This window comes from Desulfocapsa sulfexigens DSM 10523 (genome assembly GCF_000341395.1).
Classification (GTDB): Bacteria; Desulfobacterota; Desulfobulbia; order Desulfobulbales; family Desulfocapsaceae; genus Desulfocapsa; species Desulfocapsa sulfexigens.
This window is the reverse complement of record NC_020304.1, coordinates 1376296-1388865: the sequence shown is the minus strand read 5'-3', so window position 1 is coordinate 1388865 and position 12570 is coordinate 1376296. Positions and strand designations below refer to the sequence as shown.

Genomic DNA, 12570 nt, shown 5'->3' with positions numbered 1-12570 from the left:
GGATTCCGGCCAGGGTGTCGGAGCGTAGCGACGCGAATATTTCCTTCTTACTCTGTGTGTTGCTCTCACGTCAAGCGTGCTTTCTTTTTTCTCATAGATTCTCCTTTCAGTTTGATTTTGTGAGCGGCATGTACCAGACGGTCAAGAATGGCGTCGGCTAAAGTCGGATCTCCGATCCGCTCATGCCAGTGCTCTACCGGTAATTGACTGGTTACCAAGGTAGATTTGAGGCCGTGTCTGTCTTCCAGTATTTCTAGTAAATCATGGCGTTGCTCCTGGTTGAGTGTGGCCAGTCCATAGTCATCAAGTACCAATAGATCTGTTTTTGAATAGACAGTCAGTAACTTCAGATAACGGCCATCCCCCTTGGCAAGAGCCAGATCTTCAAAGAGTTTACTCAGACGGAGATAGAGAGCACTATAGCCTTCTCTGCATGCCTTTTGGGCCAAGGCACAGGCAAGATAGGATTTGCCGACTCCAGTGGGGCCGGTAATAAGCAGATTGGTATGTTCCTTTATCCAGTTGCAGTCAGCCAGCCTGGTTACCAGTGACCTATCCAGACCACGCGGATGACGGAAGTCTACATCCTCGATTGAGCCATCCTGCCGCAGCTTTGCCTTTCTGAGTCTGGTCTGAAGTTTTCTGGTTTCCCTGACCGCCTGCTCGCGGTCAAGTAACAGACCGAGGCGTTCTTCGAAACCCAGGTTATCTGCAGTGTCCATGTCCATCTGTTCCTGGAGTGCTGCGGCCATGCCGGTGAATCGAAGAGTTGTGAGTTTTTCAAGTGTTGGATGCAGAAGCATTTTATCGTTTCCTTTTTGTTTTAGTGGGTTGAGGGAGAATAATACTGAGAGCCACGGATATTTGCGTGATTAACCGGCTTGTCCTCTGTAGCCGGCTTCGGTAGTGGCTTCTGATCAAGGCCGCTTTTGAGTATGGATTCCACTGAGCGGTAAGAAAGGGCGTTGATATGCAGGGCCCGATGGCATGCTGCCTCAAGGCGTGAATCTCCATAGGCTTTGCCAAGACGGAGAATGCCCAGCAAAGTGCGATAGGCCTGTTGTGGGTGAGCTCTTTTTACAAGAAGCGTCTCTGTGAGGCAGAGTGTCTCCGGCCCGACCTTGGCAGCCCAGCGCTTGAACCTGTCCGGATTCCACTCCATGTACTTTCGGTGGTTGACAGGCATATGCTCTTTGACGGTAGTGTGGTGCCCTCGTTGATTCTCCCGGATGTGACTGGCCACCCGTTTACCACGAAAGTAACACTCAACCGTGCTTTTGGTATAGCGCACCTCAATCTGTTTTTTGACCAGGTTATATGGAACGGAATAGTAATGTCCCTCGACCTCCACATGATAGTCGATATGTACAGTGGCCTTTTTCCAGTAGGATAATTCATAAGGGCTGGCTGGAAGTTGTTTCAGGGCAGGTTTGTCCAGTTCTTCAAAGCGACTTTTACGGCTGCCGGATAACTTCTTGAAAGGCTTGTTGTTCAGTTGCTCAAGGAGTTTGCCTATTTCGCGATTGAGATCGTCAATGTTGAAGAAAGTATGTTTACGGAGTTTTGCCAGAATCCAGCGTTCCACCAGCAATACACCGGCCTCAGCCTTGGCCTTGTCCCTTGGTTTTCTAACCCTTGCAGGCAGCACCACGGTTTGATAATGTCGGGCCAGATCATGATAAGTGGGATTAAGGTCAGGTTCGTAACGGCAGGCTTTTGTGACGCCACTTTTCAGGTTATCTGGAACGACAACTTCCGGAACCCCACCCAGGAAAGCAAATGTACGGACATGTGAACCGATCCAATCCTCAATCTTCTGGCTGGGAGTGGCCTCAGCATAGGTGTAGTTGCTGGCACCAAGGACCGCAACAAAGACCTGAGCCTTTGTGATTTCTCCGGTGTGTTGGTCAACGACATCGACGGTTTGGCCTGCGTAGTCGACAAACAGTTTCTCACCGGCTCGGTGTTCATGGCGCATGACCAGATCAAGCTTGCCGGCCCAATCCCGGTAACTATGGCAGAACCAGCTGTACTGGTAGCCGTCAGGATGCTGCTCTTTGTATTCCTGCCACAGCAGGTTCAGGGTAACCCCTCGTTTGGATTGGAGCTCTTTGTGGATCTCAGAGAAATCTGGAATTAGCCGGCTTGTCCCCGGTGGAGGCGGTGGAGGGAAAAGGGTTTGTTCAAGGCTGCTGTCGCTTAGGTCGTCAGGAAGGGGCCAACCCAGATCTGCTCTTTTGGTTCGTTGTAAATAGTCACTTACCGTGCTGCTGCCAATACCGCAGCTACGGGAAATTTCACGGTTACTGTGCCCAAGTTCATACTTGAGTCGTAGTACCTCTCTAATTTTTCGCATAGATAACCTCTTCTTCGGCATGAGCCCTCCTTGAATTTTATTCAAAAAGGCACTCTCTACCAGTTGGTTCTATGCGTCGCTACTCCCTATTTGGGGTGACCGGATTCCTCTGGAATCACTGGCCGGAATGAAATGGAATCGGTGGCCGGAATCACGTGGAATGAGTGGCCGGTTTACTCTGGAATCGGTGGCCGGAATCGTCTGGAATATGCAGTTATTAACATTTGACGGTATTGTGTTATGCCGTCATGTCAAAATGCCACCATCCGAAGGCTGGGCATCGCCGTTTCAGATTGAATGTCATGTCTTTTATAAGTTTCTTAATTTCTATGAGCCTTTGCCCCCGGCTAATCGCCTACCACTTGCCACCAATGCGGAGGAAAATGATCTTGTTTTGTTTGGTGTAACAATGGTGTAACAATTCACCTACACCAACTAATCACCATCCAACCGTCCAGTTTTTAGCGATAAAAACTGGACATTAATCATTTGTGGTGCTATTCTTTTTATTATGAATATATCTGACATCATAAGGTCTAAGGTGGCTAGATTCGCCAAAGGTTATGTCTTTACCTTTATCGATTTTGTCGACATGGTAGAGAGCAAGGAGGGCTTGATTAAAGCTTTGAATAGACTTGCTGCGTCTGGAGAAATCGCAAAACTTGCTAAGGGTAAATATTATAAGCCAGAACAATCTCCTTTTGGTGAGCTTCCACCTAACCAATATCAAGTAGTCAAGGATTTGCTTGAACGTGATGGGCGAGTGGAAGGTTATCTGACTGGTCTTAGTATTTATAACACATTGGGTTTGACAACTCAGGTGAGCAATACCATCCAGATTGGCAAGAACGAGGTTCGTTCCTCAATGAAGCGTGGGAAATATAGTATTTCTTTTGTTAAACAGAAAAATACAATCACGAGAGAAAATATCCCCCTCCTGCAGCTGCTTGATGTCTTGCGGTTTATAAAAAAAATACCTGACTCGAAAACAGATCGGAGCTGTAAGGTTATACAGAGCTTAATGTCAAAGTTATCTGAAAAAGAGTTGGAGGTATTGGTTCGGCTGGCATTAAAATATCCCCCCTCAACGAGAGCTTTACTTGGAGTTATCTTGGATAGTTTGGGCAAAGTGAGACTTACAGAGAAGCTAAGGAAATCGTTAAATCCCATCACAATCTATAAAATTCCAGGGGTTTCTGGTGTGTTTTCTTCAGCGTCTGAGTGGTGTATCAAATGAGACTGCATGAAGACAAACGTCTTTTCCGACAGGCAGTAACTGCAACGTCTGAAATGTTGAGTATTCCAGAGATATTTATCGAGAAAGATTACTGGGTGACATACGTTTTACGTGCTGTTTTTCAGGATTCTATTGGGGAGCATACTGTCTTTAAAGGTGGGACTGCTCTCTCGAAATGTTTTGGCATTATTGAACGTTTTTCAGAAGATATTGATTTAGTGGTTAAGCATGACGAAGAAGAAACTGACAACCAACTGAAAAAAAAGATAAGGAAGATTGGCCAGGTCGTGAATCTCTTGTTGCCTGAAGTTGAGCTGGAAGGTTTGACAAGAAAAATGGGTATGAATCGTAAGACTGCTCACCGTTATCCTGTAACCTGCCCGGGTATTTTTGGTCAAGTCAGGGATGTGATTGTAGTTGAAGCCACATGGTTTGGTTATTATGAGCCTTATAGCCCTCGGCGGGTATCTTCATATATTTACGATATGATGGTTGAGCGCGGCCAGGAAGATATGGCTGCTGAATATGCCTTATTACCCTTTCAAGTATATGCCCTTGAGTTGACGAGGACGCTGTGTGAGAAAATAATGAGTTTGGTTCGATTTTCCTACAGTGCGAATCCCATAGATGACTTGAGAATGAAGATTCGCCATATTTATGACTTGCATAGGATGCTCAGGGATGGTGAACTGAAAACATTTTTCAATTCGAGTGAATTTGAGCAATTTATCTGTAAGGTCGCGCAAGATGATGTCGTGAGCTTTAGAAACAATAACGAGTGGTTGGTCCATCACCCAGCAGAAGCTTTGATTTTTATGGATGTTGAAGGTTGCTGGCAACAACTTAAGTCGACATATACAAATGATTTTAGTGGACTGGTTTATGGTAATTTACCTGATGAGCAAGAACTGTTGGCAACCCTTGCGCAAATTCGAGAAAGACTGGCAATGGTTGACTGGCAGGTCGTTGTTAACTGACTTTATCTCCGCATGTTATGTGATAGTTCGGCCGATTTTGTAGCCTTAACGTTAAAGTCAGAATTATTGAAAAGTGGAGCAGGTACAGATCCCAAGTGTCAAAAGAGAAAATGGCGGTATGAGAGATGGCCTACTGTAAAAAATATATTAAGAAATCGAGTTACTGGTGAGTAAGCCTGGAGCGGCCACATTTTAATGATTTTGAATCAGTGCTGTCTCATAGTTAGTCAATAAAAAGAGGCTCGGAGAGCCCTTTGTGTTATAATGAATTCGACCAAAAAGCCATTAAACACAAGGAGATCCGAGCCATGGCATATTATAACACAATTCTTAGTCAAATTACTTCACTTATCAATAGACATGATTTTGACAAGCATGCTGAATCTCATCATTCAGGCCAGAAATTCAGGTCCTATAACCGCTGGAGCCAGTTCATGGCAATGCTGATAGGACAACTTTCTGGTAGAAAAAGTCTTCGTGATATCACCGATAATTTGAAGGCACAGCAACGTCGCTTATATCATCTCGGCATGAAACAGACCTCACGGGCCACGCTGGCACGAGTGAATGAGAAACAGCCTGCATCTCTTTTCGAAACTGTCTTCTTTGATCTGTTGGAAAAGTGCCAACTAGTGACACCAGGTCATAAGTTTTCTTTCAAAAACAAGCTGTACCTACTTGATACAACAACTATTGATCTTTGCCTTTCTGTCTTCCCCTGGGCCAAATTCCGTAAAAGAAAAGGTGCTATCAAACTCCATATGGGCATAGATTCAGACGGCTATCTCCCTACCTTTATGGACATGACCGATGGCAAAGTCCACGAAATCAATTGGGCAAAAGAAACACTCAAACTTCCCAAAGGGTCATTCGCTGTCTTTGACCGAGGATTTACAGATTATGGCTGGTATTCCTCTCTCATGAAAGACGGGATCTTCTTCGTTACTCGATTAAAAAGCAATGCTGATGTTGAATACCTCCTTAAGCGAGCTGGTAGAAAAAGTCCTGGTGTTACTAACGATCAGCAAATCAAACTCAAGGGTATTAAAGGTCCACTTCGGCTTGTTGCTTATACTGATCTGGAAACTGGTCAAGAATACCGTTTTGTCACAAATGCTCACCATCTAAAAGCTGCTGAAATTGCGGCAATCTACAAAGAGCGGTGGCAGATCGAACAATTCTTCAAATGGATCAAGCAAAACCTCAAAATAAAAACATTCTTGGGTACATCAAGAAACGCGGTACTTACCCAAGTCTGGATAGCATTGTGTGTCTACCTGCTGATTGCATATCTCAATTTCAAAGCCAAATTGGGTGCATCCATGCAGCAAATACTAAGAGTTTTACAACTTAACCTGTTTGAACGACGCGCACTGACTGATCTTTTTAGGCCGCCAGACAAACAGCAACCTGTTTCTCCACAGCTTTTATTGTGGAGTCAACTATGAGACAGCACTGATTTTGAATAATGAGGCTGAGCTTTGCCGGCAGGCCTATCAGAAACATTTTGAAGAGACTCTAAAATCCCGCAATTCTTTGGAGCAGGCTGTAGACTCATGTGCCCACCTCTACCTTGACGAAAAACCGGTAAAAAAAGGATACACCCCTCAAGTTCGATCATCTGCACTCTGGCAATGTCATTTTTGGCGAACTCTACCTGATGCCTTTTATTCATCAGATGTTGTCGCATTTGCATTAGGACGCTCCCTCCATTACGGCCTTGAAGACGCAACACTATTTAAAGATTTACTCCTCAAAGCTCCAGAAACGCTGAAGCGAGGTGTGAGATATTCTCAAATTTTTCTTCAACCTGATTCACCGCCATGGAAGCAAATCTTGTCATTGCCAAACAACGGAAATAAAGATTTCCTAGATTTTCTGATCGTTTGTCAACGGTTACATACTGAACTGTACTCATGTGACAAAACTATCGCTGGTCTTCAGAGGCAACTGGATGATTTGACAATATTCGAATATCTTTTGTACGCAAGTCTATTCACCTTCCAGAATCTCGTACCTGAAAGATTCCATTTATCAATGATCGACGACGAATGGATTGAACTGCATCAAAGCGCTTGGGATGCTTTGAGTGAACTCTTGATGTGGAAGCTGAAATCAAGAGGTGAGAATGATCTAAAGCTTAATGAAAGATTTTTGGCAAAATCTCTCAAGTGCCATTTAATACCAATGTTGTTACCTGGAGAAGGATCTCCCTCTTTAAGCCTCAAGAACCTTGAGGTGTTCAGTAAGCTAGTCGCTGCTGTAATAAAGCGTAATGATTTATTGCACCTGACAATTTTTGAGTTTTGTCTGGACGATGATTACCGCTATAAATTTGATGGCGAGCATTTAACGCTATACCCTATTGAAATACCTGAGGAGTCAGAATGGGATTTCAATGGCAGAAAATTATCAGCACTGCATCGTTATTGGTTCAACAGGGCAGTAATCCAATATTTCAATTCTGATTTGCCGAGTCAACCATCTGGATTGCCTGAAAATGAAATGTCCAATCGCTTGGCGCACATCAAGGCTATTCAGGTGTATCTTCAATTGGATGAGATATACGGTATGGATCCGGTTATTTCATTACCGGATGGTACGCAGGTAGACCTGTTCAAGGCTATACACTCTCTTGAGCTCATGACAGCTTTTTTTAATGTTTCATACATTGGAAGGTTCCAAGAGTTTCAGCAGGACTCAGGTCATTGGCTCAGTGCTCTTTCTCAGCTTATGATAGAAGGCCTAAAAACCGGTGAGAATCGTTTCCCTCTTACATGGGCGGGACCAAAGGAAAAAGCACAGAGAATCAAGTCATGGATGGTTACCGATTCGGATCCAGATGGTGATATCAGGATGGCTGAGGCTATATTGGATTTCTGGACTAACGATCTTCAAGAACTTTCCGATATTCTTAAAAAAATCACCTAACTCACCAACACCTGAATTAAATGAAAATCCGATCATTAAACTCGGGAAATATGGTTTTCAGCTACCATGGTTGATGGCATCCCAGAACAACTCAACCGCTGCCATCAATAATTTACGTAGAATTGGCTGTCGACGCAAAGGTCGGAAAGGCGAGACTGATCGTATCGAGTCACGTTTAGGCGATCTTTTTAGAAGCAAAGGGTTTGCTGTGGTTCATTCCTATCAGCCAGATCTGGTAAACGGTAAAGATCCAGGTGAAGTAGATCTCCTTTGCTATATGGATAATCATCTTCTAGTCTTAGAGGTAAAATCGACATATATCAGAAAGACTAAACAGGATGCCTGGATCCATCGAACCACAACGTTGAGAAAGGCTTCACAGCAGCTCAGACAGAAAGAAAACGCAATGGCTCAGGCCATCGTAAATGATGCTAATCTACAAGCAAAGCTCAAACTTTCGGATCAGAAAGATGCTATTAACATTCATCCATGGATTGTAGATACTTCCATAGAGTATGACCAGAGAGGTGGCTCAGTTTGTTTGAACAGTATTCTGTCATTTTTAAGTGGAGCCTCTGCCTTTGATTAAGCTGCGTTCTCAACTGCCTGTAGCATCATGTTGTAGGCCTCATCTGGTGTTCTTTTTCCTAACTGGGAATGAGGTCTTGAGCGGTTATACCAGTCAAAGTACTGCATGATAGACCTCCGAGCTTCTTTAACTGTATCATAAGCATGCAAATAGACCCGTTCGTATTTTACTGATCTCCATAATCTTTCAACGAATACATTGTCCCGCCAAGCCCCACGTCCATCCATACTGAGCTTACAGCCTCTCTCTTGTACTACCTTGACAAACTCTTCTGCGGTAAACTGACTCCCCTGGTCAGTGTTGACAATTTCTGGGGTGCCATGATGGGTAAAGGCTTCCTTGAGTACATCAACTGCATGGCAAGCTTCAAGGGTTATTGCAAGTTTAGCAGCCAATACTTTCCGGCTTGCCCAGTCAACAACAGCAGTAAGATAGACAAATCCCTTGGCCATTGGGATATATGTCGTATCCAGAGCCCAAACCTGGTTGGATTGGTCGATAATCTTTCCTCGCAGCAGATAGGGATAGATTTTGTGACCTGGATGCTTTTTACTTGTGCCAGGTTTCCTGTATAATGCCTCAACTCCCATGCGCTTCATCAGGGTTCCAACATGTTTGCGACCAATTGAAAGACCATCTCGGTTCAATTGGTCTCGGAGCATCCGTGCTCCCATAAATGGATGCTCCAAATGAAGCTCATCAATTTGCCGCATCAGCAGCAGGTCTTTTTCGCTGACCGATTTGGGTCTATAATACACACTGTTTCTCAAGATGTCGAATGAACGGATTTAAAAGGGCTTTTAAATAAGGGGTTGAGTTTTTTTAATATAAGTCTATTCTTTATTCTGGAATCTAGAATAGGGAATGGCGTTATGTTGAAACCACAAGATATATATGTATTGCTAAAGTTGGTTGTGAATGGTGAGCGGCCATGGTCGTACGCTGATTTGGCAGTTGAATTGGGGGTTAGCCCCTCTCAAGTACACGCATCAGTTAAGAGGGCCCTCGAGGCACAGCTTGCAGTCAAGTATTATGACCAGATTGCACCCCAGTATCGTAATCTTGAAGAATTTCTGGTCCATGGTCTCAAATATGTTTTTTGGGCAAAACCTGGTGAAATGACGAGGGGCTTCTTAACTGCCTATGCGGCACCACCGTTAGATAAGATGATTGCTTCCAGATGGTCTTCTCAAGACCCTCCTCTGGTTTGGCCGGATCCGGAAGGAGAAGTCAGAGGTCTGGCCTTAATGCCGCTTTATAAAAAGGCACCAAAGGCTGCTCGGCAAGATCCTGAGTTTTACGAGTTGTTGGCTCTAGTGGATGCTATTCGGGCAGGTCGAGCCAGAGAGCGTGAGATTGCCATTAATGAATTAAGAGACAGACTGGATAAATATGCATCGTATAGTAAATCCCAATATTGAAATACTTGAATTAGCTGCCCATCAGCTTGATGATCTGCTTGGACGATTAGTATTTCTGGGTGGGTGCGCAACCGGTTTATTGCTTACCGATACGGCTGCACCACCTATTCGCGCTACTATTGATGTCGATGTGATTATTGAAGTAGCAAGTATGGCTGAGTATTATCTATTTGCTGATCAGCTTCGGGAAAGAGGATTTAATGAAGATACGGGAGAAGATGCACCGATCTGTCGCTGGAGATCTGAGAGTGTTATTTTAGATGTGATGCCGACGGATCAGGCGCTTTTGGGATTTGGTAGTCCCTGGTACCAAGAAGCTCTGGATAATTCAACTACTCAGGAGATACCATCGGGCAACCAGATCAGGATGATCACAGCTCCGTATTTCCTGGCGTGCAAATTTGCCGCCTTTGATAATCGAGGGAATGAGGATTACATGATGAGTCACGATATGGAAGATATTGTGGCTGTTGTGGATGGCAGACCAGAGTTGATAGAAGAAATAAGGAACTCGCCTGATGCCTTGAAGGCACATTTAGCAGAAAGATTTCAAACACTCATCGACAATCAAAGCTTCCGGGAGGCCTTACCCGGCAATATGCCACCTGATGAAGCAAGTCAGGCCAGGGTGCCGATGATTATGGAACGGATGCAAGAAATAGTTGCTTTAGGATAATTATGACCTCAGCCAATATCGTACAAAAACTATGGAACTACTGTAACGTCTTGCGGGACGACGGGATGAGCTATGGTGATTACGTCGAACAGTTGACGTATCTGCTGTTTCTCAAGATGTCGGATGAGCGGACCAAGGCCCCTTATAATAAGCCGAGTGGTGTGCCGGCAGGGTACGACTGGCCGAGCTTGATCAGCAAGGATGGCGATGAGCTGTTTGATCATTATCGCCATCTCCTGGATCAATTAGGTAAGGAAAAAGGGTTGCTGGGGCTGATCTTTAACAAATCCCAGAACAAGTTTCAGGACCCGGCCAAACTGCGCCGTCTGCTGGTCGATCTGATCGGCAAGGAAAACTGGTCGGTGATGAGCGCTGATGTCAAGGGCGATGCCTATGAGGGCTTGCTGGAAAAGAATGCCCAGGATACCAAGTCCGGCGCTGGCCAGTATTTCACCCCGCACCCGCTGATCCAGGCATCATCGCCGCCGAAATAGTCGAAGACCTTGAGGCCGCTTTGCTGCAATTCCAAGAGATAGCGAGTGATTTAGATAACAAAAATATCCAAGGGGAGGTCTGATAGTAAGAAAAAACACAGTCCTCTTTGAGATATCACTGAGATCGCCTCCAGATTGCCTTAGTGGGCTCAGCTGTTACTTGCAATTTTTCTTACACCCGTATGCTGTCCAAGTAATAGCGCATCCAGCAAGTTTTCAAAATTTGAATCAGACATTAAAAAGGTCTCTTTCATGCCCTAGCTCTAGCTGGATAGTACGTGTTACCGGCAGCTTAACCATAACGAAAGTAAAGATATCTCCCCTGTCCCTGGAAATGCTGATTGGAAACAGGTAGACTTTTAACGCAACCGAGGTCTGCCTCTGGTTGATGCCAATATATCCGATTCTCTCGATTAATACGGTGTCTATAACCACAACTTGGAACATAAATGAATCTTGATTACGAAACTCTTTCCTCTTTAAAGAAGGTGCATCCCGCCTGGCGACTCCTTGATGCTGCCCTTGCACCTTTGATCGTGAGTTTCCTCTATCGTGTCTATATCAGCGAGAATGTTCGCAACATATCCCAGATTGAACTTATCTCAAAACTTGAGGATGAGCTTTTTTTTCTCAGAGAGGTTGAAGGTGAAGAAAAATATCCTCGCTCTGCCGCTGATTACCTTGAAGAATGGGCTCAAAACGATAAAGGCTGGTTGAGAAAGTTTTATCCAGCGGGGTCAGATGAACCCTCCTTTGATATCACCTCGGCAACGGAAAAGGTCATTGGCTGGTTGGAGAGCTTAACGAGCAGGAAGTTTGTCGGTACCGAGTCCAGGCTTATGATGGTGTTTGAACTTTTGCGGCAAATGATTGAGGGGACTGAGGTTGATCCCGAAAAACGAATTGTCGAGTTGCAGAAAAAGAAACGTGAAATAGATGCGGAGATAGACAACATCCGAAATGGCGATGTCAGCCGTATGAGCAATACTGCTTTGAGAGATCGCATTCAACAGGTGGAAAGTACAGCCAGGGATTTATTGCGGGACTTCCGTGAAGTTGAGAATAATTTTCGCCAGCTGGATAAAGAAGTGCGAGAAAGGATTGCTCTCTGGGATGGCCGGAAAGGTGAATTATTGGAGGAGATTCTCAGCGAGCGGGATGCCATATCGAGTTCGGACCAGGGAAGAAGCTTCCAGGCCTTTTGGAATTTCCTCATGTCACTCAGCAGACAGGCAGAACTGACTGAAATGCTGACAAAGGTTCTGGGGTTTGAAGCGGTTAAAGAATTAAAAATAGATCCCCGCCTCAAACGGATCCATTATGATTGGCTTGAGGCCAGTAACCATACCCAGAGGACAGTAGCAAAGTTGTCCCATCAGTTGCGTCGTTACCTTGATGACAAAGCCTATCTTGAAAATAAACGCATTATTGATATCTTGCAGAAGATACAAGCCACTGCCATAGAAGTACGAGACAACATGCCTGCGGGATTTTTTATGGAGGTGGATGAGGCTGCCGCCACAATTGCCCTGCCGTTTGAAAGACCCTTGTTTTCACCTCCGGTAAAGCCGGTAATAGCCGCAGATGTGGTCGATGCAGATATTTCAGACATGAATGCTGATGTGCTGTTTGAACAATTTGTGGTGGACCGATTAAAATTGGAGAGTCAGGTCAATCAACTTTTGCAGCAGAACGAGCAGGTTTCACTCCATGAGGTTACCAAGGTATACCCTGTGGAAAAGGGGCTTGCTGAGCTGGTCACCTATTTTGCAATTGCTGCTGACAGAGGGGCGGTGTTTGATGAGGAGCGGCAGGAAGAAATCAGTTGGCTGGAGCAGGACTCTAGCAGAAAATGCGTACACATACCCAGAATAATTTTCAGCAGATGA

11 protein-coding genes and 2 pseudogenes are annotated in these 12570 nt (G+C 44.9%); 10 read left to right on the top strand and 3 right to left on the bottom strand.

The genetic code is table 11. The features are described 5' to 3' along the window. Positions 1-65: 65 nt before the first annotated feature. Positions 66-803, bottom strand: coding sequence for an IS21-like element helper ATPase IstB (gene istB / locus UWK_RS06160; protein WP_015402932.1), 738 nt, complete (start codon positions 801-803; stop codon positions 66-68). 20 nt (positions 804-823) lie between these two features. Further along, a complete protein-coding gene (istA, locus tag UWK_RS06155) occupies positions 824-2377 on the bottom strand; it encodes an IS21 family transposase (protein ID WP_015402933.1) in 1554 nt (517 codons plus the stop codon). Between the two features lie 106 nt (positions 2378-2483). On the opposite strand from istA, the gene UWK_RS06150 reads away from it, so the two are divergent. The 6 genes from UWK_RS06150 to UWK_RS06120 all read left to right on the top strand — a co-directional run bounded on the left by UWK_RS06150 (position 2484) and on the right by UWK_RS06120 (position 8090). After that, the gene (locus UWK_RS06150; protein ID WP_041916336.1) at positions 2484-2774 is read left to right on the top strand and encodes a hypothetical protein; all 291 of its coding nucleotides are present in this window, start codon (positions 2484-2486) and stop codon (positions 2772-2774) included. Between the two features lie 93 nt (positions 2775-2867). Beyond that, the gene (locus tag UWK_RS06145) at positions 2868-3593 is read left to right on the top strand and encodes a DUF6088 family protein (protein WP_015403492.1); all 726 of its coding nucleotides are present in this window, start codon (positions 2868-2870) and stop codon (positions 3591-3593) included. Next, positions 3590-4570 carry a nucleotidyl transferase AbiEii/AbiGii toxin family protein gene (locus tag UWK_RS06140; protein ID WP_015403491.1) on the top strand — a complete coding sequence of 327 codons (981 nt, stop codon included), beginning with the start codon at positions 3590-3592 and terminating at the stop codon, positions 4568-4570. Before UWK_RS06145 ends, UWK_RS06140 begins: the two co-directional genes overlap by 4 nt. Before the next feature lie 308 nt (positions 4571-4878). Next, on the top strand, positions 4879-6018 hold the full coding sequence (locus tag UWK_RS06135; RefSeq protein ID WP_015403490.1) for an IS4 family transposase: 1140 nt from the start codon (positions 4879-4881) through the stop codon (positions 6016-6018). A 13-nt stretch (positions 6019-6031) separates the two neighbouring features. Then, positions 6032-7501, top strand: coding sequence for a hypothetical protein (locus tag UWK_RS06125; RefSeq protein ID WP_153304837.1), 1470 nt, complete (start codon positions 6032-6034; stop codon positions 7499-7501). Between the two features lie 73 nt (positions 7502-7574). Beyond that, positions 7575-8090: an NERD domain-containing protein gene (locus UWK_RS06120; protein WP_041916333.1), complete on the top strand. Its 516-nt coding sequence runs from the start codon at positions 7575-7577 to the stop codon at positions 8088-8090. On the opposite strand, the pseudogene UWK_RS06115 reads toward UWK_RS06120, so the two are convergent. Beyond that, positions 8087-8863, bottom strand: a pseudogene (locus tag UWK_RS06115) (IS3 family transposase); the annotation flags it as partial. The gene UWK_RS06120 and the pseudogene UWK_RS06115 sit on opposite strands and share 4 nt — an antisense overlap. A 99-nt stretch (positions 8864-8962) precedes the next feature. On the opposite strand from UWK_RS06115, the gene UWK_RS06110 reads away from it, so the two are divergent. The 4 genes and pseudogenes from UWK_RS06110 to UWK_RS06090 all read left to right on the top strand — a co-directional run bounded on the left by UWK_RS06110 (position 8963) and on the right by UWK_RS06090 (position 12570). Further along, entirely contained in the window at positions 8963-9511 is a 549-nt protein-coding gene (locus UWK_RS06110; RefSeq protein WP_015403488.1) for a hypothetical protein, read from the top strand. Then, positions 9483-10187, top strand: a complete 705-nt coding sequence (locus UWK_RS06105) for a hypothetical protein (protein WP_015403487.1) — start codon at positions 9483-9485, stop codon at positions 10185-10187. Before UWK_RS06110 ends, UWK_RS06105 begins: the two co-directional genes overlap by 29 nt. Positions 10188-10189: 2 nt before the next feature. Beyond that, a pseudogene (locus UWK_RS06100) lies at positions 10190-10663 on the top strand (type I restriction-modification system subunit M N-terminal domain-containing protein); the annotation flags it as partial. A 467-nt stretch (positions 10664-11130) separates the two neighbouring features. Beyond that, positions 11131-12570 (top strand): DUF3375 domain-containing protein, encoded by a 1440-nt coding sequence (locus UWK_RS06090; protein ID WP_015403484.1) that lies wholly within the window; start codon positions 11131-11133, stop codon positions 12568-12570.

What these genes read in the sequence shown, in the direction of transcription:
- istB (WP_015402932.1), bottom strand. Translation starts at nt 803, where the DNA reads ATGCTTCTGCATCCAACACTTGAAAAACTCACAACTCTTCGATTCACC.
- istA (WP_015402933.1), bottom strand. Translation starts at nt 2,377, where the DNA reads ATGCCGAAGAAGAGGTTATCTATGCGAAAAATTAGAGAGGTACTACGA.
- UWK_RS06150 (WP_041916336.1), top strand. Translation starts at nt 2,484, where the DNA reads ATGAAATGGAATCGGTGGCCGGAATCACGTGGAATGAGTGGCCGGTTT.
- UWK_RS06145 (WP_015403492.1), top strand. Translation starts at nt 2,868, where the DNA reads ATGAATATATCTGACATCATAAGGTCTAAGGTGGCTAGATTCGCCAAA.
- UWK_RS06140 (WP_015403491.1), top strand. Translation starts at nt 3,590, where the DNA reads ATGAGACTGCATGAAGACAAACGTCTTTTCCGACAGGCAGTAACTGCA.
- UWK_RS06135 (WP_015403490.1), top strand. Translation starts at nt 4,879, where the DNA reads ATGGCATATTATAACACAATTCTTAGTCAAATTACTTCACTTATCAAT.
- UWK_RS06120 (WP_041916333.1), top strand. Translation starts at nt 7,575, where the DNA reads ATGGCATCCCAGAACAACTCAACCGCTGCCATCAATAATTTACGTAGA.
- UWK_RS06110 (WP_015403488.1), top strand. Translation starts at nt 8,963, where the DNA reads ATGTTGAAACCACAAGATATATATGTATTGCTAAAGTTGGTTGTGAAT.
- UWK_RS06105 (WP_015403487.1), top strand. Translation starts at nt 9,483, where the DNA reads ATGCATCGTATAGTAAATCCCAATATTGAAATACTTGAATTAGCTGCC.
- UWK_RS06090 (WP_015403484.1), top strand. Translation starts at nt 11,131, where the DNA reads ATGAATCTTGATTACGAAACTCTTTCCTCTTTAAAGAAGGTGCATCCC.